This window comes from Streptomyces sp. Tue6028 (assembly GCF_002300165.1).
GTDB classification, from domain to species: domain Bacteria; phylum Actinomycetota; class Actinomycetes; order Streptomycetales; family Streptomycetaceae; genus Streptomyces; species Streptomyces siamensis.
Window position 1 is genome coordinate 36,464 of the sequence record NZ_MLCE01000034.1, and the last position, 22,193, is coordinate 58,656.

A 22,193-nucleotide genomic window follows, 5' to 3' on the forward strand; every position below is an offset into this window, starting at 1 on the left:
CACCACGACGACACGATGCCGGCGCGGCCCCGGGCCCGCCGGACCGGAGGGACGGAGGCGACGGAGATGCCAGGGACGTCCCGTCCCCGTACGCCGGTGATCGCCCCGCGCTGCCGCGTGCGCCTCCACTCGCGGCCGCACATCGACCTCCAGCGCGTGGCCGCCGCGCTCTGTCGTCCCTGACCTGTCACCCAGCCGCCGGGCCCGCGCCGCCGCGGGCCCGGTGATCTCGTACGGTCGATCAGGAAGGCACCCCTCCGTGTCCTCAGCGTCTTCGTTGCCCGCTCCCTCCGTCTCCCCTGCCCTCTCCGCACCCGTCGCCGACTCCTCCGCAGGCACGCACGTGCTGCACCTCGCCGTCGCGCTCGACGGCGCGGGCTGGCACCCCGCCGCCTGGCGCGAACCGGTGGCCCGCCCGCGGGACCTGCTCACCGCCTCGTACTGGACCGACCTGGTCACCGAGGCCGAGCGCGGCCTGCTCGACTTCGTGACCATCGAGGACGCCCTCGGGCTTCAGTCCTCGCGCTTCACCGAACCCGACGCGCGCACGGACCAGGTCCGCGGCCGTCTCGACGCCGTACTCATCGCGGCGCGCGTCGCACCCCTGACCAGTCACATAGGACTGGTGCCGACCGTGGTGGCCACACACACGGAGCCGTTCCACATCTCCAAGGCGATCGCGACCCTCGACTATGTGAGCACCGGCCGGGCCGGCTTGCGGGTGCAGGTGTCCGCGCGCAGGAACGAGGCCGCACACTTCGGCCGCCGTGCTTTCCCCGCGTTCCGCTTCGAAGACCTGGAGAGCCCGGCCGTCAGGGAACTGAGCACCGAACTCTTCGACGAGGCCGCCGATCACGTCGAGGTGGTGCGCCGGCTGTGGGACAGCTGGGAGGACGACGCGGAGATCCGCGACGCCGCGACCGGCCGCTTCATCGACCGCGCCAGACTCCACTACATCGACTTCGAGGGCAGGCACTTCAGCGTCAAGGGCCCGTCCATCACGCCCCGCCCACCGCAGGGCCAGCCCCTGGTCAGCGCGCTGGCCCACGAGACCGCGACGGGTGCGCCGTTCCGGCTGCTGGGCCGCTCCGCCGATCTCGGCTACGTCACCCCGCACGACGCCGGACAGGCACGCGCCGTCGTCGCCGCGGTCCGGGCCGAACAGGACGCGGCCGGTCGCGCCGCGCAGCCCCTGCATCTCTTCGGCGACCTGGTGGTGTTCCTGGACGACGACGAGTCCACCGCGGTGGCCCGCCGTGAGCGTCTCGACTCGCTCGCGGGACAGCCGTACACGAGCGACGCCCGCATCTTCACCGGCACCCCCGCTCAACTGGCGGACCTTCTCCAGGAGCTGGGGGAGGCGGGCCTGTCGGGGTTCCGGCTGCGGCCCGCCGTCGCCGGGCACGACCTCCCGGCGATCACCCGGGGCCTGGTCCCCGAACTCCAGCGCCGCGGCGCATTCCGTAAGGAGTACGAGGCCGCCACCCTGCGCGGACTGCTGGGCCTCGCCCGCCCCGCCAACCGCTACGCCGTCACCGCCTGAGCCGGAGGGACCGTACGACCATGAGCAAGCCCCTGAAGCAGATCCATCTGGCCGCCCACTTCCCCGGCGTCAACAACACCACCGTATGGAGCGACCCGGACGCCGGCAGCCACATCGAGTTCAGCTCCTTCGCCCACTTCGCGCGCACCGCCGAACGCGCCAAGTTCGACTTCCTGTTCCTGGCCGAAGGGCTGCGGCTGCGTGAACAGGGCGGCGAGATCTACGACCTGGACGTCGTGGGCCGGCCCGACACCTTCACCGTGCTCAGCGCGCTCGCCGCCGTCACCGAACGCCTCGGCCTCACCGGCACCATCAACTCGACCTTCAACGAGCCCTACGAGGTGGCCCGCCAGTTCGCCAGCCTCGACCACCTCTCCGAGGGGCGGGCCGCCTGGAACGTCGTCACCTCCTGGGACGCGTTCACCGGCGAGAACTTCCGCCGCGGCGGCTTCCTGCCGCAGGAGGAGCGGTACTCCAGGGCGAGGGAGTTCCTGAGCACCGCGCACGAGCTCTTCGACTCCTGGCGCGGTGACGAGATCGTCGCCGACCGGGCGAGCGGCACCTTCCTGCGCGACGCGCGGGCCGGAGCGTTCGTGCACCGGGGACAGCACTTCGACATCGAGGGGCAGTTCAACGTCCCGCGCAGCCCCCAGGGCCGCCCGGTGATCTTCCAGGCCGGGGACTCCGACGAGGGCCGCGAGTTCGCCGCGGCCGACGCCGACGCCATCTTCAGCCGCTACAGCACGCTCCGGGAGGGCCAGGCGTTCTACACGGACGTCAAGAACCGGCTCGCCCGCTACGGCCGCCGCCACGACCAGCTGCTGATCCTGCCCGCCGCCACCTTCGTCCTCGGCGACACCGACGAGGAGGCGCGGGAGAAGGCCCGGGAAGTACGGCGCCTCCAGGTCAGCGGTGCCACCGCGATCAAGCACCTGGAGTTCGTCTGGAACCGGGACCTGTCCGCCTACGACCCGGACGGCCCGCTGCCCGACATCGACCCCGACCTCGGCGAGCACACCGTCGCCCGGGGCCGCGCCCAGGTACGGATGTACCGCGACCCGCTGGCCACCGCCCGCGAATGGCGCGAGAAGGCGGCCGCCAACAACTGGTCGATCCGCGACCTGGTCATCGAGACCGGCAGCCGCCAGTCCTTCGTGGGCACCCCGGCGACCGTCGCCGAGACCATCGACTCCTTCGTCCAGGCCGACGCCGCCGACGGCTTCATCCTCGTCCCGCACATCACGCCGGGCGGCCTCGACGCCTTCGCCGACACCGTCGTCCCGCTGCTCCAGGAACGCGGGGTCTTCCGCACCGAGTACGAGGGCACCACCCTGCGCGACCACCTCGGTCTCGACCACCCCGACGCGGAGGCGCCGGGTCAGCGCGCCGCGTCCTGACACCAGCGGCCCCTTTCCTGACGGGGCACCCCGCCCGAGGGACCGGAGTGCGCGGATCGACTTCCGCGCACTCCGGTCCATTTGTCTGGACCAGCTGCCATGATGCGGGCCAGGCAAGTCCTCACCGAGAAGACGGGGGAGCGACGCATGAACGGATCGGTCCGGGCTGCCCGGGCACTCGCGTGCGCGGGGATACTGGCGCTCAGCGCCTGCGGAGGCGGCGGGGACGGGGGAGAGGACGCCGACGCCGGAGGGACGACGGCGAGCCCCACGGAGCCGGCGGCGAACGACTTCGGCTGTCTCGCGGGCAAGCAGCTCAAGAAGTCCACGACGTTCCAGGACACCGAGGGCAACGAGGTCGACGGCTACGAGACGGGTACCGGCACCACCGGCATCGTCCTGTCCCACCAGTCGAACAACGACGTGTGCTCCTGGATCCCGTCCGCCGACGAACTCGCCGCCGCGGGCTACCGCGTGCTCGCCGTGAACAGCAACTCCTCCGAGGTCCCGGAGATCGAGGGCGCCGCCGCCCGGCTGCGCAAGGACGGAGCACAGAAGGTCGTCCTGATGGGCGCCTCGAAGGGAGGCACCGCCTCACTCGTCGCCGCATCCAGGATCAGACCGGCGGTCGCGGCGGTGGTGTCGCTGTCGGGCCCGGGTCTGTACAGCGACATGGACGCCACCGAGGCCGTGCCGAAGCTGACGATGCCCGTGTATCTGCTCGCGGCCTCGGGCGACGGACGGTTCGCCGACGACGCCCGCACGCTGCACAAGCTGGCGAAGAAGTCGCACGGCGAAAAGCTGGAGATGGTCGCGGGTGCCGCCCACGGCAGCGACATCCTGCAGCAGCAGCCGTCCGTGTGGGACGAGGTGAAGGCCTTCATCAAGAGCCACGGCTGACCCCGTAGCCCAGCCCCATTCGTGCCCTGCCTTGGCCTGTCGGGGTGAACACCACCGGGCAGCGCCCCGAAATCGTACGAACATCGGCCCGTCCCGCAGACGATGATCGCCGGCGGGACGGGCCGGTCTCCGCCCTCGACACTCACGCACCGAGGTGGAGACATGCGCGTCAGGCGCGGACCACGGGCCGGACGCCGGCTGCTCGCCCTGCTGACGAGCGGTCTCCTGCTGGGGCTGGGCGCGCCCTCGCCGGCACATGCCGCGGCGCCCGCCCGGGGCGACACCCCGCCGGCGCACCCCGCCGGCGCACCCTCCCGTGCCGCCACCACACCCGCCGCCGGCGCACCCTCCCGTGTCGCCACCACACCCGCCGCCGGCGCACCCTCCCGTGTCGCCACCACGCGCGCCGGTGCCGCAACCGTGGGCGCCCGCGCCGCCGACGCGACGACGGTCTCGGTCGACAACCTGCGCACCGGCTGGGACCCGGACGAGCCCGGCCTGGCTCCCTCGGAGGTGGCCGCCTCCGACTTCGGCCGGCGGTTCTCCACCGCCGTGGACGGCCAGGTCTACGCCCAGCCGCTGGTGGCCGGGAACACGGTCGTCGCGGCCACCGAGAACGCCAAGGTGTACGGCCTCGACTCGACCACCGGGAAGATCAACTGGACGAAGACGCTGGGCGACCCCTGGCCCGCCTCGGCGATCGGCTGCGGTGACCTGGTGCCCAACTTCGGGGTCACCTCGACGCCCGTGTACGACCCGGCCACCCGCACCGTCTACCTCACCGCGAAGATCAACGACGGCCCCGACACCAGCCACCCCAACTGGTACGTCCACGCGCTGGACGCGTCGACCGGCACCGAACGCAGCGGCTGGCCGGTGAAGGTGCAGGGCGCCCCGGTCAACGACCCCGGCCGCCCCTTCAACGCCTTCACCGCCGCTCAGCGCCCCGGCCTGCTCCTGATGGGCGGCTCCGTCTACGCCGCCTTCGCCTCGCACTGCGACATCGGCCCCTACGTCGGCTATGTGCTGGGCGTCAACACCACCAGCCGCGCCACCACGCTGTGGGCCAGCGAGGACTCGTCCGCCAACGGCATGGCCGGCATCTGGATGAGCGGTGGCGGCCTGGTCTCCGACGGACCCGGACGGATGTTCCTGTCCACCGGGAACGGCATCTCCCCGGCGCCCGGCCCCGGTTCGAACCCCCCGGGCCAGCTCGCCGAATCCGTGGTCCGTCTCGGCGTCAACAGCGACGGCACCATGTCGGCGCAGGACTTCTTCAGCCCCGCCAACGCCCCGACCCTCGACACGAACGACACCGACCTCGGCTCGGGCGCCCCGGTCGCGCTGCCCGGCCCGGCCTTCGGCACCAGCGGTCATCCCCGTCTCCTGGTGGAGATCGGCAAGGACGGCCGGCTCTTCCTCCTCGACCGCGACCACCTCGGCGGGCGCAGCCAGGGCCCCGGAGGCACCGACGCGGTGCTCGGCACCTTCGGCCCGTACGAGGGCGTCTGGGGACATCCGGCCGCCTACGGCGGAGAGGGCGGCCTCGTGTACACGATCGGCAGCAGGGGACCGCTGCGGGCGTTCACCTACGGCGTCAACGGCGCGGGCCTGCCCTCACTGACCAACACCGGCACCAGCTCCGGCACCTTCGGGTACACCTCGGGCTCGCCCGTGGTCACCTCCACCGGCACCACACCGGGATCGGCCCTCGTCTGGGCGGTCTACACGGACGGCTCCAACGGAGCCAACGCCCAGCTCCGCGCGTACGACGCCGTGCCGGTCAAGGGAACGCTGAACCTGCGCTTCTCCGCCCCCATCGGCACCGCGTCCAAGTTCTCCGTGCCCGCCACCGACGGCGGACGCGTCTACGTCGGCACCCGCGACGGCCATGTCATCGCCTTCGGGCGGCCGTCCACCGCCGCGCTCAGCGGCGGCCCCGTCGACCTCGGCAAGGTCGCCGTGGGCGACACCGGGCACGCCACGGCGAAGGTGACCGCCACCCAGGACGTGACCGTCACCGCGGTGAACACACCGGCCGGCAGCCAGTTCTCCGCCGCACCGACCGGGCTGCCGGTGACCCTGCACGCGGGGGACACGTACTCCGTGCCGGTGTCCTTCTCACCGACGACGCCGGGAGCGGACAGCTCCGTGCTGACGTTCGCCACCGACGCCGGGTCGGTCGGCCTCGGCCTGACCGGCTACGGCACCCGGCCCGGTCTCACCGCCTTCCCCTCCGAGCTCGCCTTCGGCACCGTGGCCACCGGAACGGCCAAGACCCTCGGCGTCAGCTTCACCAACACCGGCACGGAGCCCGAGACGATCACCGGCACCGGCCCGCCCGACAGCCCGTTCGGCGCCGAGGGCCTGCCCGCCGACGGCACCGTCGTACAACCCCAGCAGTCCGTCACGGTCCAGGTGACGTACGCCCCGACGGCCACCGGCGACGACACGGGAAGCCTCACCGTCACCGGCCCGAACGGCACCGCGAACGTCCTTCTCACCGGCAGCGCCGAGACCGGACAGGCACATCTGACGGTCACTCCGACATCCACCGACTTCGGCAGTGTCGCGGTCGGCAAGTCGGTCACCAAGACCTTCGACATCAGCAACACCGGCAACATCCCCCTCACCATCACCAAGGCGGCGCCGCCCGCGGCACCGTTCCAGGTGACGAATCCGCTCAGCGAAGGCCAGGTGATCGGCCCGGAGGACGTGATCCACCAGTCCGTCACCTTCTCCCCGACCGCGGTCGGGGCGGCCTCCGGCACCTACCAGATCACCTCCGACGACGGGCGCGGACCGCAGAACGAGACGGTCAAGGGCACGGGCACCGCGCCCGGCCGGGTCACCGTGCCGGCACCCGGCGCGGGCGGCTGGCGGCTCAACGGCTCCGCCCGCCTGTCGGGCAACGACCTGCAACTCACCCAGACCGGCGCGCACCAGGCGGGCTCGGGGGTCTTCCCCGTCCCGGTGGCCACCGACGGACTCAAGGCGGCGTTCACCACCGTCATCGGCGGCGGCAGCGGCGCCGACGGCCTCACCTTCGGCCTGCTCGATCCCGCCAAGGCCACCCCCACCGCCCTGGGCACCGACGGCGGCGGCCTCGGCTGGGCGGGCAAGCCGGGCGTGGCCATCACCTTCGACACCTTCCGCAACCCGGGCGACCCGTCCGCGAACTTCGTCGGCATCACCGCCGCCACCAGCGGCGGCACCTTCACCTACGCGGCGACCGCCACGAACGTGCCCGACCTGCGCTCGGGTCCGCACGCCGTCTCCGTCTCCGTCGCCGGGAAGACCCTCACCGTCTCCGTGGACGGCGTCCGGCTGCTCACGACGACGGTCGCCTCGCTGCCCCCGACAGCCCTGCTGGCCTTCACCGGCGCCAACGGCGGGAAGACCGACATCCACACCGTCCGGGACGCGGTGATCACCGCCACCTCCTACGCGGTACCGCCGCCCGGGCCCAACGGCTGGACCCTGAACGGCTCCGCCGCCTTGTCCGGCACCGACCTCGTGCTCACGAAGACCGCGCAGAACACCACGGGGTCCGGGATCCAGGGCACCGCCGTACCGTCGGCGCGGCTGAAGGCGAGCTTCACCGCGACCATCGGCGGCGGCACCGGCGCGGACGGCCTGGCCTTCATGCTGCTCGACGCGTCCAAGGCGAAGCCCACCGCGCTGGGCGGGGGCGGGGGCGGCCTGGGCTACGCGGGACTGCCGGGCATCGCGGTCACCCTGGACACCTTCCGCAACACCGGCGACCCGTCGGCCAACTTCGTGGGCGTGGCCACCGGCGGGACGGGCGCGCCCTTCACATACGCCGCCACCTCGACCGCCGTGCCCGATCTGCGGTCCGGCCGGCACGTCGTCGACGTGAGCGTCACGACCGCCGGGCACCTGCTGGTGAGCGTGGACGGCACACAGGTCATCGACACCGCGGTGAAGCTGCCGCAGAACGTGCTGACCGGGTTCGGCGGCGCCAACGGCGGCCGCACGGACAACCACACGGTCAACGGAGTCAAGATCACCTACTGAGGTCCCGGCCGGGACACCCACCGAGGCCCGTGCGGCACGTGCGACAGGTCCCGAGGCCGCGACAGAGCGAGGAGAGCATCATGCGTCGACCGGTCACCCCCCTGCTGGCCGCGGTGGCGTTCGCGTCCTGCTTCGGCCTGCCCTACCCCGCGATGGCGGCGCCCGAGCCGCCCCGGCTGACCGTCATGGTCGCCGAGACCGACACGATGGGGCGCGTGCTCACGGACCCGAACGGCCGTACGCTCTACCGCTTCGAGCCGGAGGGCTCCGGAACCGTCACCTGCGTGGGCCCCTGCACGGACACCCGCAAGCCGCTGCTCAGTCCGCCCGGCGCCGAACTGCGCCTGCCGCCCGGCATCGCCGGCACGCTGGGCACCGTCCCCCGGCCCGACGGAGGGAACCAGGTGACGTACGACGGCTTCCCGCTGTACTGGTACACCGACGACGTCCAGCCGGCCGACACCAACGGGGTCGACCTGTTCTGGCACGTCATCAACCCTCGGAACGCGCCGGTACCGGCCGGGAAGCGGAGCTGACCGACAGCGCGAGCACCCTGGCGGCGGGCCGGTCCGCGCCGGCGTTCCGGTCCTCGCGGCCCGCTCCGGCGCCGCGGTCCGCCGCCGCGGCCGTCCGGCCGCCCCGGCGCCACAGCCACACGACGTCCCGGCCGAACGACCACACGAGCAGCGCCAGGGCCAGCAGCACCGCCGCCGCGGCCGCCGCGCGCGGCAGGACCCCGGCGCCCGCGACGAGCAGCACGATCCCCTGCATCGCGGCGACCGTCTTGCGCGCCATGCTCGGCGGCAGCGCGGCGTTCAGCCAGGGCAGCACCCGGGCCGCCGCCACGAACGCGTAGCGCATCGTGCCGATCAGCAGCACCCACGGGCCGAGCGACATCGCGACGTACACGCTCAGCACCAGGATCAGGAACGCGTCGACCTCCATGTCGAAGCGGGCACCGAGGGCGGAGGACGTACCGGTGCGCCGGGCCACCTTGCCGTCGACGCCGTCGAGGATCAGTGCGACCGCCGTCAGACCGACCAGCAGGCTGACCGGGGGAGAGCTCTGGAACGAGTCGGCGACCAGCGCGGTGACCCCGCCCACCAGGATCGCGCGGCCCAGCGTCACCCGGTTGGCCGGACCGAAGGAGCGGGGTTGTGAACGGCGCAGGGCCCGGGTCAGCACCGCCCAGGTGGCGATCGCGAAGGCCAGACCGGTGAGCCAGCCCGCGGGCCCCATACCGATCGCCGTGCCCAGCAGAGCCAGCAGCACGAGCTGCACACCGGCTCCCACGATGGTCTCCTGCTGGGGAAGCCTCGCGTCGTACGTGTTGTTCAGGGCCACCGCACATCCTCCGGCCGTATGACAGAGTCGATCAACGCCGCGTACAGTGCGCGGCTTGTCACCGCTCCGTACGTGAAGATCTGCTGAATCGTTCAGGGGGACGCTCATGGAACTCACAGCCCGGGCCTTCTGGCTCGGCTCTCCCGGACACGGCGAGATCCGCGAAGTCACCGTGCCCGCGCCCCGCGAGGGGCAGGTGCGGGTGCGCGCGCTCTACTCCGGGGTGAGCCGGGGCACCGAGACCCTCGTCTTCCGCGGCGGCGTTCCGGAAAGCCAGCATGCTTCGATGCGTGCACCGTTCCAGGAGGGGAATTTCCCCGCGCCGGTCAAGTACGGCTATCTGAGCGTCGGCCAGGTGGAGGAAGGACCCGAGTCGCTGCTCGGCCGGACCGTCTTCTGCCTGTATCCGCACCAGACGCACTACGTGGTCCCGGTCGAGGCGGTGACCGTTGTGCCGGACACCGTGCCCGCCCCGCGCGCCGTGCTCGCCGGGACCGTGGAGACCGCGGTGAACGCGCTGTGGGACGCGGCCCCGCTGGTCGGCGACCGGATCGCCGTGGTGGGCGGCGGCATGGTCGGCTGTTCCGTCGCCGCGCTGCTCGCCCGCTTCCCCGGCGTACGGGTGCAGCTCGTCGACGCCGACCCGTCGCGGGCGGACATCGCCCGGGCGCTCGGTGTCGACTTCGCGCTGCCCGGGGACGCCGCCGGCGAGTGCGACCTCGTCGTGCACGCCAGCGCCACCGAGGCCGGGCTCACCCGGTCCCTGGAACTCCTCACCGACGAGGGGACCGTGCTCGAACTGAGCTGGTACGGCGACCGGCGCGTCAGCCTGCCGCTCGGCGAGGCCTTCCACTCGCGCCGCCTGGTCGTCCGCAGCAGCCAGGTCGGCTCCGTCTCCCCGGCCCGCCGCTCCGGCAGGACGTACGCCGACCGGCTCGCGCTCGCCCTGGAACTGCTCGCCGAGCCGGCGTTCGACGCGCTCGTCACCGGCGAGTGCGCCTTCGGTGAACTGCCCGACGTCATGGCGAAGCTCGCCGCCGGATCCATACCCGGCCTGTGCCACCGGGTGGTCTACGACGACGTTTGAGCCCGCGGCAAGCTGCCTGACCTCCGAGGACTCCGAAGAAAGGGGAACGGGCGGCTGAACAAGGAGAACCAGGCAGCCGTACTACACGACGTGCCCCGGCAGGGGATCAGACGCACCGCACCTGGAGGGTCGTCCGTTGTTCAGCATCACCGTCCGCGATCACCTGATGATCGCCCACAGCTTCCGTGGCGAGGTCTTCGGCCCCGCGCAGCGCCTGCACGGGGCGACGTTCCTGGTGGACGCCACCTTCCGTCGCGCCGAGCTGGACGACGACAACATCGTCGTCGACATCGGACTGGCCACGCAGGAACTCGGCGCCGTCGTGAGCGAACTGAACTACCGCAACCTCGACAACGAAGCCGACTTCAAGGACACCAACACCTCGACGGAGTTCCTGGCCAAGGTCATCGCCGACCGGCTCGCCGACCGCGTGCACGCCGGCGCCCTGGGCGAGGGCGCCCACGGCCTGTCCGGCATCACCGTCACCCTGCACGAGTCGCACATCGCCTGGGCGAGTTACGAGCGTGCGCTGTGACCGACACGACCCTCGACCAGGCGATCCCGAACCGGGGCCTGGCGTCCGGGCCCAGGGACCAGATGTCCCTGAACTACCGGCCCGTGCGGCACACGGCACTCAAGAACGCCGAGATCATCCCCATGTCCCTGCGCTCCGTGCACTTCGTCATGCCGGGCGGCGTCGACGACCCGGCCGCGCCCAGCGGCGGCAACGCCTACGACCGCCGGCTCTGCCTGGACCTGCCCGGCTTCGGCTGGCAGGTGCACCGGCACGCCGTCCCGGGCGACTGGCCCCGGCCCCAGGCAGCCGCCCGCACCGAACTCGCTCGGACACTGGCCGAGTTCCCGGACGGCACCGTCGTCCTGCTGGACGGCCTGGTCGCCTGCGGTGTCCCGGAGATCGTCGTGCCCGAGGCCGAACGGCTGCGCCTCGCGGTGCTGGTGCACCTGCCGCTCGGCGACGAGACCGGGCTGCCGCCCGCGGTCGCCGCCGAGCTCGACGCCCTCGAACGAGCGACGCTGCGGGCCGTACCGGCCGTCGTCGCCACCAGCGACTGGGCCGTACGCCGCCTCGTCTCCCACCACGGCCTCGCCCCGGACCGCGTCCATGTCGCGGCGCCCGGCGCCGACATCGCGCCGCTCGCCCCCGGCACCGACGGCGTCTCCCGCCTGCTGTGCGTCGCGGCCGTCACCCCGCGCAAGGGACAGCACCGGCTGATCGAGGCCCTCGCGACCGTCACCGACCTGCCCTGGAGCTGCGTCTGCGTCGGCGGACTCACCCAGGACCCGGCGTACGTCGCCCGACTGCGCGCCCTGATCGAGAGGCACGGCCTCGGCGACCGTCTGCACCTCGCGGGACCACAGGCCGGCGCGGAACTCGACGCGAGCTACGCCGCCGCCGACCTGATGGTCCTCACCTCCTACGCGGAGACCTACGGCATGGCCGTCACCGAGGCGCTCGCCCGCGGGATCCCCGTACTGGCGACCGACGTCGGCGGCCTTCCCGAAGCGGTCGGACGCGCACCCGACGGAGGGGTGCCCGGAATCCTCGTACCGCCGGAGGACCCGGCGGCGCTCGCCGTGGAACTGCGCGGCTGGTTCGGCGAGGCCGACGTGCGCCGCCGCCTGAAGGCCGCCGCCCGCAGCCGGCGCGCCGCGCTCGACGGCTGGGCCGCCACGGCCCGCAGTCTCGCCGGCGTGCTGTCCCGGCTGCCCAGGGAACCCCGGAGGGCGGCATGAGCACGGCGATGACCCCCGCGGGGGTTCCCGAACCGGGCACGGCCGTGCCCGGGGTGCCGGAGACGACGGGGAGGACCGCTGTGCCCGGTCAGCGTGCGCGTACGGCCGACGCCGACGACGTGACTCGATACGCACCGCAGTGGCTCCGGTTGCGGGAGGGGGCCGACGCCTCGGCGCGGGCGCACGACCTGCTCGACCCGCTGCGCATCCGGCTCGCGAACCGGCCGGGGCGCGGCGACCTGGTGGTGCACGACCTCGGCTGCGGCACCGGCTCCATGGGCCGCTGGCTCGCGCCCCGGATCGACGGCGCCCAGCACTGGGTGCTGCACGACCGCGACCCGTACCTGCTGCACTTCGCCACCGCCGGAGCGCCCCGCGCGGCGGCCGACGGCAGCCATGTCTCGGTCACCACGCAGCGCGGCGACATCGGCCGGCTCACCGCGGACGTGCTCGAAGGGGCCTCGCTGGTGACGGCCTCCGCCCTGCTGGACGTGCTGACCGCCGAGGAGATCGACCGGCTCGCCGCGGCCTGCGCCGGAGCCGGCGTCCCGGCCCTGCTGACGCTGTCCGTCGTCGGACGGGTCGAACTCACGCCCGCCGACCCGCTCGACGCCGAGATCGCCGAGGCGTTCAACGCCCACCAGCGCCGTGGCGGACTGACCGGCCCGGACGCCGTCACGACGGCCTGCGAAGCCTTCGGACGGTACGGCGCGACGGTACGGGTGCACCCGAGCCCCTGGCGGCTCGGCCCCGACGACGCCGAGCTCGCCCAGGAGTGGCTGCGCGGCTGGGTCGGCGCGGCCGTCGAGCAGCGTCCCGAGCTGGCGGCCCGGGCGGAGTCCTATCTGACGTCTCGCCTGGAAGCCTGTGCGGCGGGAGAGATGAGGGTGGTGGTCCACCACAGCGACCTCCTGGCGCTGCCGGGCGGTGCGCGGTGAGCGCCGGACTGGAGTCGGTGGGGATCGAGGCGATAGCCGACCGGACCCGCGTCAAGGAGGCCCGCGCGGACCTGATCCGCGCCCGTCGCGAGGCGCTCGGTGAGCACACCGGGGCCGATGTCGTCCCGATCCGTGCCGGAGTCGACGTCGCGGCGGGCGGTGCGGCCGACGACGCAGCGGGCGACGGCGGACGCGGGGCCGTCCGGCGGCCCGGAGTCCCGGCCGCCGTCCGCGCCCGCCTCGGCTCCCCCTGGATACGCACGCACCTCGGCACGGCGGCCGGAGTCGTCATCCTCGCCGTGCTGCTCTGGCGGCTCGGGACCGGCGTCTTCCTGGACGGACTGCGGCGGATCGACGCGACGACGCTGCTCGTCGCGCTCGGAATAGGCCTGCTCACCACGGTGTTGAGCGCCTGGCGCTGGTCCGTGGTGGCACGCGCGCTGCGCATCCGGCTGCCGCTGGGCGCGGCCGTCGCCGACTACTACCGCGCCCTGTTCCTGAACGCGGCGCTGCCCGGCGGAGTCCTCGGCGACGTGCACCGCGCCGTACGGCACGGGCAGAGCGCCGGGGACATCGGCCGCGGCGTGCGGGCGGTCGTCCTCGAACGGACCGCCGGACAGCTGGTACTGGTGGCCGTGGGAGCCGCGGTGCTGGCCACGCAGCCGTCACCCGTCCTGACGCAGACCCGACGGCTGGCACTGCTCCTGGCGATCGTCTCCGTGTGCGGTGCGGTGACCGTCGGCATCGTGCGCAGGCGCCGGGCGGCCGGTCGCACCGAGCGGTTCCGGGCCGCCCGCGCGGCCCTGACGGAGGCGCGGGGCGCCCTGCTCGCCCGGGGAAGCTGGCCCGGCGTACTACTCTCGTCCCTCGCCGTCCTCGCCGGGCACGTGGCCCTGTTCGTGGTGGCCGCCCGGGTCGCCGGATCCGGGGCGTCCACCGTCCGGCTGGTGCCGCTGGCGCTGCTGGCCCTGCTCGCCATGGGACTGCCGCTGAACGTCGGCGGCTGGGGTCCCAGGGAAGGCGTGACCGCGTGGGCGTTCGGCGCCGCCGGGCTCGGCGCGAGCATGGGCCTGACCGTCGCCGTGGTCTACGGGGTGCTCAGCTTCGCGGCGAGCCTGCCGGGCCTCGTCGTCCTGGTCGTCCGGTGGGCCGCCGCCCTCCGGCGCCCCCGGGAGGAGAGCGCAGGAGGGCGCGACCGATGCCGACGATCAACCACCGCTCAGGGCCCGTCGACCGCCGAGGTCCCGTCCGCCGGAGCCTGTTCGCCGAAGGACGCCGTCGGCGAGGTCAGCAGCGAGAAATACGCTCCGAACGCGTCGGTCAGCGCGGCCAGTATTTCCTTCCCCTTCTCGGCGGAAGCCAGCGAAGGCCGGCCGATGACACCGGAATCGGTATAGGCGGACATCCCGAGGGTGAGCAGATGCCGCCGGTCGTCCGCGAGGAAATCCGAGGATTCGTAACCGTCCCCCACGCATTCCGGATGGGCGTGCAGCAGAATGGAGGTCTCGATTTCTCCCGCGTGCATGTCGCTGAGCAACGAGGTCTGCACACCGGCCCGTTCACGGGCGGCCTCCCAGTCCTCCACGGCCGGGAAAAGGGCCATGCGGGTACCGGTGCCGGCGGATTCCTGGACGACATTGCCGAGGACGTAGTTCCCGCCGTGTCCATTGACCAGTACCAGGGTGTCGACGCCCGAACGGCGCAGCGAGTCGGCGATGTCCCGGACCATCGCGTGCAGGGTGACCGCGGAGATGCTGACGGTCCCCGGCCAGGCGGAGTGCTCGTGCGAGCAGGAGATCGTCACCGGAGGAAGGAGATGGACCGGAAAGGCGGCGGCAATCTCCCGCGCCACGGCGCACGCGACGAGGGTGTCGGTGGCCAACGGCAGGAACCGGCCGTGCTGTTCGAAGCTGCCGACGGGAAGAACGGCGACCTGACGGGTGACACCGGCCCCCCGTTCCTTCACGTCCTGGGTGGTGTCCAGCGGCAACAGACCGGATACCGTCGAGCGCGTTCCCGAACCACTCATATTTCCACGGCCCTTTCGACTCTGCTTAGGAACCAGATCATGACAGACAACTTTGGCGTACTCGACGGGAATGCCCCTCTCTCAGGTGTCGAACGAGCCGTGATCGCCCCGTTGCCCACCAAGTACGGCGATTTCCATGCCGTCGGCTACTTCGACCACGACCGCGGTGAAGAACAAGTCGCCCTCGTGTACGGGGACTTGGCCTCCTTGAAGAAAGGGGACGTGCTGACGCGGCTCCACTCGGAGTGCCTGACCGGAGACGCCTTCGGGTCCACCCACTGCGAGTGCGGCCCTCAACTCGGCGCCGCGCTGCGCGCGATCGTCGCCGAGGGCCGCGGCGTCCTCGTCTATCTGCGCGGCCACGAGGGGCGCGGGATAGGCCTGATCGGCAAACTCCGTGCGATGAAGCTCCAGGCCGAGGGGCTGGACACCGTCGAGGCGAACCTCGCCCTCGGCTTCCCCGTGGACGCCCGCGACTACCGGGTGGCGGCGGACATCCTGCACGACCTAGGCGTGCGCTCGGTGCGCCTGCTGTCGAACAACCCCCGCAAGCGGGAGGCCCTGGTGCGGCACGGCATCAAGGTCGCCGAGCAGGTCCCCCTGCTGATCCCGCCGTGCGAGGAGAACCTCGCCTATCTGCTGACCAAGCGGGAGCGCCTCGACCACTACCTGCCCCACCTGGACGGGGACGGCTGGGCGGACGCGATCTTTTGCGGATCGGCGAAGACGGTTATCACTGAGGAATGACCGAACACGCCGAGGACGACGTCGACGAGGCGGGCCCGCTGTATCTGTCCCGTGCGCGGGTGACCCGACTGCTGGACCCCGGCGCGGCGATCGCCTCGCAGCGGGCTGCCTTCACCGCGCTCGGTGACGGCACCGCGGAGCTGCCCGGCAAGATCATGCACCCCAGCCGCTTCGACGACAGCGTCGTCTTCGCGTATCTGGCGCGACTGTCCGCCGACACGGGGGCGGTCGCCAAGATCGGCAGCGTCAACCCGGGCAACGCGGCGGCCGGACGGCCCACCGTGCACGCGGTGATCACCGTGCTCGACCCGGTCACAGGTCAGCTCGTCGCCGTCATGGACGGCACCGCGGTGACGACGCTGCGCACCGCCGCGGCCTCCGCCGTCGCCTTCGACGTGCTCGCCCACCGCGACGCCACGGAGCTCGGGATCCTCGGCTCGGGCACCCAGGCCCTCGCCCACGCCCGGGCCGTCGCGCAGGTGCGGGACCTGCGGTCCGTACGGCTGTGGAGTCCGCACCCGGGCCGCCGGGAGGCCGCCGCCCGGCGCCTCGCGGCCGAGCTGGGCATCCTCGTCGAGGCCGTCGACTCGGCCGAGGAGGCCGTGGCGGGGCCGCCGATGGTGGCGGCCTGCACCCTCAGCGCCACGCCGGTCGTGCGGGGGGCACGGCTGGCGGCCGGCTGCACGGTCGTCAGCGTCGGGTCCTTCGAACCCACCCGCAGCGAGGTCGACGCGGACGTGCTGCGACGGGCCGCCGCGGTCGTCGTCGACGATCCCGGCACCGCGGCGGAACACGCCGGGCCGGTGGTCGGGGCGCTGCGGGAGGGGTGGCTCGACCGCGAGGACCTGATCCCGCTCGGCGCCGTCCTCACCGGCCGGCGGACGGCACGCACCCGGCGCGACGACATCCTCTTCTACAACAGCGTCGGACTCGGCGTCCAGGACGCCGCGGCGGCCTGGGCCGTGATCGAGGCGGCCCGGGCCCACGGGGCACGGCCGTGAACCGGACCGCGCGCGTGGTCGTCGTCGGGGGCGGCGTGATCGGCACGAGCATCGCCTACCACCTGGCCCGCGCCGGGGTGCCGGACGTGGTGCTCGTGGAGCGCGACGAACTCGCCTCCGGGTCGACCTCGCGCGCGGCCGGCGGGGTGCGGGCGCAGTTCTCCGACGAGCTCAACATCCAGCTCGGCGCCCGCAGTCTGGAGGCGTTCGCCCGCTTCGCCGAGGAACCGGGCCACGACATCGGACTGCACCGCGTCGGCTATCTGTTCCTGCTCTCCGCGCCCGATGAGGTGGAGGCGTTCCGGGCCGGGGTGCGGCTGCAGAACGCGCTCGGCGTGCCCAGCAGGATGATCGACCCGGCGGAGGCGCGCCGACTGTCCCCGCTGATCAGTACCGAGGGGCTGCTGGCCGCGGCCTTCTCGCCGGACGACGGGCACTGCACACCCGAGGCGGTGGTCCAGGGGTACGCGGCCGGGGCCCGCCGCCACGGCGCGACCCTGCTGCGGCACTGCGAGGTCACCGGCATCGAGACGCACGGCGACAGCGTCACCGCCGTGGTCACCGACCTCGGACGGATCGCCACCGACACGGTGGTGTGCGCCGCGGGCGCCTGGTCACGGGGCATCGGCGCGATGGCCGGCGTGGATCTCCCGGTCGAACCGCTGCGCCGTCAGATCGCCGTCACCGAACCCGTCCCCGGCCTGCCTCCCGGCCTGCCCATGACCATCGACTTCACCAGCAGTCTCTACTTCCACGCGGAGGGCCCCGGCCTCCTCCTCGGCATGTCCGACCCGGACGAGACGCCCGGCTTCTCGACCCGGACGCACGACCGCTGGATCCCCCGCCTGTACGAGGCCATGCGGCACCGGGCTCCGGCCCTGCTCGACCTGCGCAGGACGGGCGGCTGGGCGGGCCTGTACGAGGTCACGCCGGACCACAACGCCCTGATCGGCGAGGCACGTTCCCTCTCCCGCTTCCTGTACGCGACCGGGTTCTCGGGTCACGGCTTCCTTCAGGGGCCCGCCGTCGGCGAGGTCGTCCGCGACCTGTACCTGGGCCGTGCCCCCTTCGTCGACGTCGGTCCGCTGAGCGCCGACCGATTCGCCGCGGACGCCCCGCGCCACGAGGTCAACGTCGTCTGACCGTGCCGCCACAAGGGACGCTCGGCATGGCCGTGCGGACCATGTGTCAGTCCAGGACCGCCTCGTGCACGAGCCGCTTCAGCTCGGGGAACACCGGGTTCGAGCCCGCCGGGCGGACCTGGCTCAGGAACTGCACGGTCAGGTCGCGGCGCGGGTCCACCCAGAACGTCGTGGTGGCCACCCCGCTCCAGCCGAACGCGCCCTCGGAGGACGGGGACCGGGTGATCCCGGGGTCCACCACGACCGAGACGCCGAGCCCGAACCCGAGGCCCGCGTTGCCGGGTTCCTGATGGACCGGGGTGCCGAAGGCGCGTCGGTCGGCGTTGCCCGGCAGGTGGTTGGAGACCATCAGGTCCACGGTCCCGGGGGCGAGCAGCCGTACTCCGTCGAGTTCGCCGCGGCGGCGCAGCATCTCCATGAAGCGGTGGTAGTCGTGCGCCGTGGCGACCAGGCCGCCGCTGCCGGACAGGAAGCGGGGCCGGCCGCGCAGCGGGAGGCCGGGGACCGGTGTGATCCCTCCGTCGCCGTCCTCCCCGTAGAGCTGGGCGAGCCGGCCGGACTGCTCGTCCGTGACCTGGAAGCCCGTGTCCGTCATCCCGAGCGGGCGGAAGATCCGTTCGGCGAGGTAGGTGTCGAGGCCGACACCGGACACCACCTCGACGACGCGGCCGACGACATTGGTGGCCACCGAGTAGTTCCACCGGGTGCCCGGCTCGAACTGGAGCGGCAGCCCGGCGTACACCTCGACGGTCTCGGCCAGGTCCGCGCCGGGCGGCACCGAGGGGGTCAGTCCGGCGTCCCGGTAGAGCGCGTCGACGGGGTGGGCGTGGTAGAAGCCGAAGGTCAGTCCGGCGGTGTGGGTCAGCAGATGGCGCAGCAGCACGGGTTGTCGTGCGGGGCGGGTCCGGGTGCCGGGCCCGGACCCGTCGACGTGCACCCGCATGTCGGCGAAGGACGGGACGAAGTCCGCCACCGGGTCGTCGAGACGGAGACGCCCTTCGTCCAGGAGCATCAGCGCGGCCACCGTCGTGACCGGCTTGGTCATGGAGTAGATCCGCCACAGGGTGTCGTCCTCCACCGCAAGCCCTGCCTCACGGTCGCGCAGGCCGTACGTGGCGAGGTGGGCGACGCGGCCGTGCCGGGCCAGTGCCACGAGACAGCCGGGCAGCCGGCCCTCGTCGACCAGCCCCGCGAAGTGCCCGTCGAGGCGGTCCAGCGCCTTGCGGTCGAGTCCGGCCTCGCCCGGCTCGACCTCCTGTCGCAGGTGTCCCATGGTTCCCCTCCGCGCCGCGGCTGTTGGCGTTCATGATCTCGTACGCACCGGTGGAACGTGCTGCCCGCGCCGACCCCGATCGGCGGTCGTGTCCCTCTTGTGCTCCGGAAACCGCAGGGCCAGCGGCACGCCGACGGCGGACACCGCGGCGAGCACGGTCAGCGGTGGACCCGTTTCGACCCCGGTGCCGAGCGTCATCAGCGTGGCCGCCGTCGCGACCCCGAAGATGGGACCTATGTTCATCGCCGTCTGCTGGAGCCCGCCCGCCACGCCCGCCGCCTCGGCCGGGGCGTGTCGCACGACGACCTCCGTGGCGGTGACCATCACGGTGGCGAAGCCGGCTCCGAGCAGCAGGAAGCCGCCCCCGACGGTCAGGGCCGTCGACCGCTCGTCGAGCCGGGACAGCAGCAGGACTCCGAGGGTGAGCGCGCCCGTGCCGGCGACGGCCGTCCGGCGGGGACCGAGGCGGCGCGCGAGCACCGCGGCGACGGGGGCGCCGGCCACCATCGCCACGGCGCCCGGCAGCGCCCGCAGACTGGTCTCCAACGGGTCGAGACCCAGGGTGCGTTGAAGGAAGTAGCTGCCGACGAAGAGCGAACCGAGCATCGCCGCCGAGGCTGCGACCAGCAGGCCGAGTGCCGGGCCGACGGCCGACGGACCGAGGACACCGGGCGGCAGCAGCGGGTGTGTGGCGCGGCGTTCATGGCGTACGAACCCGACTGTCGCCGCTACGCACACGACGGTGGCGAGCGCGGTCGCGGCCGGCCGGGCCGTCCCCGGAAACCCGGTCAGCGTGTGCACCAGCGCCACCAGGGCCACCGCGAGCAGGCAGGCGCCCGGCACGTCCAGACCGCCGGCCGGCGTGGTGTCGTCGCGCCGGGCCGGGGCGCGGACGGCGAGCGCCGCGACGGCCGTCGCGAGCGCGGGCAGCACGTTCAGGAAGAAGACCGCCCGCCACCCGAGCTGGGTGACCAGCGCCCCGCCGACGAGGGGACCGGCGGCCGCGGACAGACCGATGGCGCTCGTCCGCAGCGCGATGGGCATGCCCAGCCGGTCCGGGGGATACGCGGCCCGCAGCATCCCGAGCGTGGCCGGCTGGAGCAGGGCCCCGAACACACCCTGAACGACCCGCAGTGCGATCACCCAGCCGATGCCGGGTGCGGCACCGATGCCCGCCGACGTGGCGCCGAAGCCCAGGACGCCGACGGCGAAGACCCGTTGGTGGCCGTAACGGTCCCCGACGCGTCCCGCGAGTACGAGCAGTCCGGCCACCGCGATGAGGTAACCGGTGCTGGTCCACTGGGCCTCTGCGAACGAGGCGTGCAGGTCGCGCTGGAGCGCGGGCTGCGCGACGGTCAGCACGGTGCCGTCCAGCGCGACGATCACGGCGCCGACCACACTGGCGGCGAGCATGAGCCGTCGACGGCCCGGTGACACGGACGGGTTCACGCGCCCTCCTTCCCGAGGCGGCCGCCCGGATCCTCCGGGCCGAGGTGGGCGTCCGGCCCCTCCGGGCTCCGGCGGCTGCCCGGATCGCCCGAGCTCACCGGGGCGTGCGGATCCTCCGGCCCCAGGTGGGCGTCCAGTGCCGCCCGCAGCAGGGGCGCGAAGTCGTCCGCACCGGTGGTGAGTCGGAGGCTGCCCCAGCCCCACAGCTGGGCGATGCCGTGCAGGTTCGCCCACAGCGCGCCCGCGACGACGGGAGCGTCGGCTCCCGGGCGGGCCCGCGCGACCAGGTCCACCAGCGTGGCGAACATCGGCAGGCTCGTCTCCCTGAGCCCCAGTCGGTTGCTCTCCAGCAGGTCGTGACGGAACATCAGCTCGTACATCCCGCGCCGGGTCAGTGCGAAGTCGAGGTAGACCCCGGCGAGCGTGGCCAGCAGGGCCCGGGGGTGCGCACCGGCGCCGACCGCCGCCTCCGGGGAGCCCACGGCCGCCGTCGCGCGGGCCTGCAGATCGGCGAAGCCACGGCGGGCGATGGCGGACAGCAGTTCCAGATGGGTCGGGAAGTAGCGGCGGGGAGCGCCGTGCGAGACGCCCGCCCGCCGGGCGATCTCGCGCAGGGACAGTGCCTGCGCCCCCTCCTCGGCGACGAGGTCGACGCCGGCCTCGATCAGCCGCTCACGCAGTCCGGTGGTCTCGTGCTCGCTCATAGACACTGTCTACCATCCGTGCGTAGACAGTGTCTACGCACGGATGGGGGCCGGAAGGAGTGCCGAGTGCGGGTCGCCTGGGCGCGCGGAGTGGCCGGCGCCCGGGTTCACGGCGGACGCGGGCGGCCTCGGACCGGAATGCCGGACGTGGGCGGGGCGTTGATCAGTGCATGACTCAGGAAGCGCCTCAGGACGCACTGCTCAAGCTGCTCTCCGAGTACAAGGGCGGGGTGCTCGTCACCCTCAAGAAGGACGGGCGGCCCCAGCTGTCGAACGTCAGCCACGCCTACTACCCCGACGAGGGGGTCATCCGGGTCTCCCTCACCGACGACCGAGCCAAGACCCGCAACCTGCGCCGGGATCCGCGGGCCTCGTACCACGTGACCAGCGACGACCGGTGGGCCTACACGGTCGCCGAGGGCACGGCGGACCTGACGCCCGTCGCGGCGGACCCGCACGACGAGACCGTCGAGGAACTCGTCCGCGTCTACCGGGACGTCCTCGGCGAGCACCCCGACTGGGACGACTACCGGGCCGCGATGGTCCGCGACCGCCGGCTCGTGCTGCGGCTGCGGGTCGAGCGGGCGTACGGCATTCCCCGGGGACGCTGAACCCCTGGGGCCTGTCCGGCGATTCCCGCCGGGCCGCCCTTCGGGCGAACGCCGGGAATCGCCGGACGGGCGCCGGGGCGGGTGGTCGGGCGGCGTCACACGACGGGCGCTCCGCGCACACCGGCCGCCCCTGAACCCGGCCGGGGTGTGCTGAGCGGTTCCCTCGCGTGCGGGCGCGCCGTCGGCGTGCCCGTGTCGCCTGCCCGCCCCCTTCGCCGCGTGGCGGTGCCACGCG

Annotated in this window: 18 protein-coding genes and 2 pseudogenes; 15 read left to right on the plus strand and 5 right to left on the minus strand. The window is 73.2% G+C overall.

All coding sequences use genetic code 11. From position 1 onward, the window contains the following. Positions 1–66: 66 nt before the first annotated feature. The 6 genes from BKI49_RS36395 to BKI49_RS31690 all read left to right on the plus strand — a co-directional run bounded on the left by BKI49_RS36395 (position 67) and on the right by BKI49_RS31690 (position 8,414). Positions 67–183, plus strand: coding sequence for a putative leader peptide (locus BKI49_RS36395; protein WP_373557614.1), 117 nt, complete (start codon positions 67–69; stop codon positions 181–183). 163 nt (positions 184–346) lie between these two features. After that, positions 347–1,543 carry an LLM class flavin-dependent oxidoreductase gene (locus tag BKI49_RS31665; RefSeq protein ID WP_257005038.1) on the plus strand — a complete coding sequence of 399 codons (1,197 nt, stop codon included), beginning with the start codon at positions 347–349 and terminating at the stop codon, positions 1,541–1,543. 20 nt (positions 1,544–1,563) lie between these two features. Then, positions 1,564–2,940 (plus strand): NtaA/DmoA family FMN-dependent monooxygenase, encoded by a 1,377-nt coding sequence (locus BKI49_RS31670; RefSeq protein WP_095937729.1) that lies wholly within the window; start codon positions 1,564–1,566, stop codon positions 2,938–2,940. Between the two features lie 147 nt (positions 2,941–3,087). Further along, entirely contained in the window at positions 3,088–3,840 is a 753-nt protein-coding gene (locus tag BKI49_RS31675; protein ID WP_095937730.1) for an alpha/beta hydrolase family protein, read from the plus strand. 162 nt (positions 3,841–4,002) lie between these two features. Beyond that, a complete protein-coding gene (locus tag BKI49_RS31685; protein WP_143658538.1) occupies positions 4,003–7,878 on the plus strand; it encodes a choice-of-anchor D domain-containing protein in 3,876 nt (1,291 codons plus the stop codon). An 80-nt stretch (positions 7,879–7,958) separates the two neighbouring features. Then, positions 7,959–8,414, plus strand: coding sequence for a COG4315 family predicted lipoprotein (locus BKI49_RS31690; protein WP_095937733.1), 456 nt, complete (start codon positions 7,959–7,961; stop codon positions 8,412–8,414). On the opposite strand, the gene BKI49_RS31695 is transcribed toward BKI49_RS31690, so the two are convergent. Further along, positions 8,371–9,222, minus strand: a complete 852-nt coding sequence (locus BKI49_RS31695) for a CDP-alcohol phosphatidyltransferase family protein (protein WP_095937734.1) — start codon at positions 9,220–9,222, stop codon at positions 8,371–8,373. The two genes, BKI49_RS31690 and BKI49_RS31695, sit on opposite strands and share 44 nt — an antisense overlap. Positions 9,223–9,328: 106 nt before the next feature. Between BKI49_RS31695 and BKI49_RS31700 the strand changes: the two genes are divergently transcribed. From BKI49_RS31700 to BKI49_RS36215, 5 genes and pseudogenes are all read left to right on the plus strand, one after another. After that, positions 9,329–10,309, plus strand: a complete 981-nt coding sequence (locus tag BKI49_RS31700; protein WP_095937735.1) for a zinc-dependent alcohol dehydrogenase — start codon at positions 9,329–9,331, stop codon at positions 10,307–10,309. Between the two features lie 136 nt (positions 10,310–10,445). After that, on the plus strand, positions 10,446–10,844 hold the full coding sequence (locus BKI49_RS31705) for a 6-pyruvoyl trahydropterin synthase family protein (protein WP_028805644.1): 399 nt from the start codon (positions 10,446–10,448) through the stop codon (positions 10,842–10,844). Further along, positions 10,841–12,064 (plus strand): glycosyltransferase family 4 protein, encoded by a 1,224-nt coding sequence (locus BKI49_RS31710; protein ID WP_373557615.1) that lies wholly within the window; start codon positions 10,841–10,843, stop codon positions 12,062–12,064. Before BKI49_RS31705 ends, BKI49_RS31710 begins: the two co-directional genes overlap by 4 nt. Beyond that, the gene (locus BKI49_RS35145) at positions 12,061–13,002 is read left to right on the plus strand and encodes an SAM-dependent methyltransferase (protein WP_143658539.1); all 942 of its coding nucleotides are present in this window, start codon (positions 12,061–12,063) and stop codon (positions 13,000–13,002) included. Before BKI49_RS31710 ends, BKI49_RS35145 begins: the two co-directional genes overlap by 4 nt. A gap of 299 nt (positions 13,003–13,301) precedes the next feature. After that, positions 13,302–14,060: pseudogene (locus tag BKI49_RS36215) on the plus strand (lysylphosphatidylglycerol synthase transmembrane domain-containing protein); the annotation flags it as partial. 161 nt (positions 14,061–14,221) lie between these two features. Here BKI49_RS36215 and BKI49_RS31720 read toward each other — a convergent pair. Next, positions 14,222–15,031 carry a creatininase family protein gene (locus tag BKI49_RS31720; RefSeq protein ID WP_095937736.1) on the minus strand — a complete coding sequence of 270 codons (810 nt, stop codon included), beginning with the start codon at positions 15,029–15,031 and terminating at the stop codon, positions 14,222–14,224. Between the two features lie 39 nt (positions 15,032–15,070). Here BKI49_RS31720 and ribA point away from each other — a divergent pair, with 39 nt between their 5' ends. Genes ribA through BKI49_RS31735 form a run of 3 tightly spaced genes read left to right on the plus strand, consistent with a single transcriptional unit; the run spans position 15,071 to position 17,921 of the window. Next, on the plus strand, positions 15,071–15,778 hold the full coding sequence (gene ribA / locus BKI49_RS31725; protein ID WP_095937737.1) for a GTP cyclohydrolase II: 708 nt from the start codon (positions 15,071–15,073) through the stop codon (positions 15,776–15,778). Then, positions 15,775–16,779 carry an ornithine cyclodeaminase family protein gene (locus BKI49_RS31730; RefSeq protein ID WP_095937738.1) on the plus strand — a complete coding sequence of 335 codons (1,005 nt, stop codon included), beginning with the start codon at positions 15,775–15,777 and terminating at the stop codon, positions 16,777–16,779. The genes ribA and BKI49_RS31730 overlap by 4 nt, the downstream gene beginning before the upstream one ends. Further along, the gene (locus tag BKI49_RS31735; protein ID WP_095937739.1) at positions 16,776–17,921 is read left to right on the plus strand and encodes an NAD(P)/FAD-dependent oxidoreductase; all 1,146 of its coding nucleotides are present in this window, start codon (positions 16,776–16,778) and stop codon (positions 17,919–17,921) included. Before BKI49_RS31730 ends, BKI49_RS31735 begins: the two co-directional genes overlap by 4 nt. 46 nt (positions 17,922–17,967) lie before the next feature. On the opposite strand, the gene BKI49_RS31740 is transcribed toward BKI49_RS31735, so the two are convergent. The 3 genes and pseudogenes from BKI49_RS31740 to BKI49_RS31750 form a co-directional block, all read right to left on the minus strand. After that, complete coding sequence (locus BKI49_RS31740) at positions 17,968–19,194, minus strand: serine hydrolase domain-containing protein (protein ID WP_095937740.1); 1,227 nt, start codon at positions 19,192–19,194, stop codon at positions 17,968–17,970. 30 nt (positions 19,195–19,224) lie between these two features. Then, positions 19,225–20,607, minus strand: a complete 1,383-nt coding sequence (locus tag BKI49_RS31745; protein ID WP_095937755.1) for an MFS transporter — start codon at positions 20,605–20,607, stop codon at positions 19,225–19,227. A gap of 143 nt (positions 20,608–20,750) precedes the next feature. Next, positions 20,751–21,347: pseudogene (locus BKI49_RS31750) on the minus strand (TetR/AcrR family transcriptional regulator); the annotation flags it as partial. A gap of 170 nt (positions 21,348–21,517) precedes the next feature. On the opposite strand from BKI49_RS31750, the gene BKI49_RS31755 reads away from it, so the two are divergent. Then, positions 21,518–21,958, plus strand: coding sequence for a PPOX class F420-dependent oxidoreductase (locus tag BKI49_RS31755; RefSeq protein WP_095937742.1), 441 nt, complete (start codon positions 21,518–21,520; stop codon positions 21,956–21,958). Positions 21,959–22,193 lie beyond the last annotated feature (235 nt).

Bases quoted from the DNA above. Each gene is read 5' to 3' on its own strand.
- BKI49_RS35145 (WP_143658539.1), top strand. From the start codon at position 12,061: ATGAGCACGGCGATGACCCCCGCGGGGGTTCCCGAACCGGGCACGGCC.
- BKI49_RS31690 (WP_095937733.1), top strand. From the start codon at position 7,959: ATGCGTCGACCGGTCACCCCCCTGCTGGCCGCGGTGGCGTTCGCGTCC.
- BKI49_RS31700 (WP_095937735.1), top strand. From the start codon at position 9,329: ATGGAACTCACAGCCCGGGCCTTCTGGCTCGGCTCTCCCGGACACGGC.
- BKI49_RS31670 (WP_095937729.1), top strand. From the start codon at position 1,564: ATGAGCAAGCCCCTGAAGCAGATCCATCTGGCCGCCCACTTCCCCGGC.
- BKI49_RS31675 (WP_095937730.1), top strand. From the start codon at position 3,088: ATGAACGGATCGGTCCGGGCTGCCCGGGCACTCGCGTGCGCGGGGATA.
- BKI49_RS31745 (WP_095937755.1), bottom strand. From the start codon at position 20,607: ATGCTCGCCGCCAGTGTGGTCGGCGCCGTGATCGTCGCGCTGGACGGC.
- BKI49_RS31755 (WP_095937742.1), top strand. From the start codon at position 21,518: ATGACTCAGGAAGCGCCTCAGGACGCACTGCTCAAGCTGCTCTCCGAG.
- BKI49_RS31685 (WP_143658538.1), top strand. From the start codon at position 4,003: ATGCGCGTCAGGCGCGGACCACGGGCCGGACGCCGGCTGCTCGCCCTG.
- BKI49_RS31720 (WP_095937736.1), bottom strand. From the start codon at position 15,031: ATGAGTGGTTCGGGAACGCGCTCGACGGTATCCGGTCTGTTGCCGCTG.
- ribA (WP_095937737.1), top strand. From the start codon at position 15,071: ATGACAGACAACTTTGGCGTACTCGACGGGAATGCCCCTCTCTCAGGT.
- BKI49_RS31740 (WP_095937740.1), bottom strand. From the start codon at position 19,194: ATGGGACACCTGCGACAGGAGGTCGAGCCGGGCGAGGCCGGACTCGAC.
- BKI49_RS36395 (WP_373557614.1), top strand. From the start codon at position 67: ATGCCAGGGACGTCCCGTCCCCGTACGCCGGTGATCGCCCCGCGCTGC.
- BKI49_RS31730 (WP_095937738.1), top strand. From the start codon at position 15,775: ATGACCGAACACGCCGAGGACGACGTCGACGAGGCGGGCCCGCTGTAT.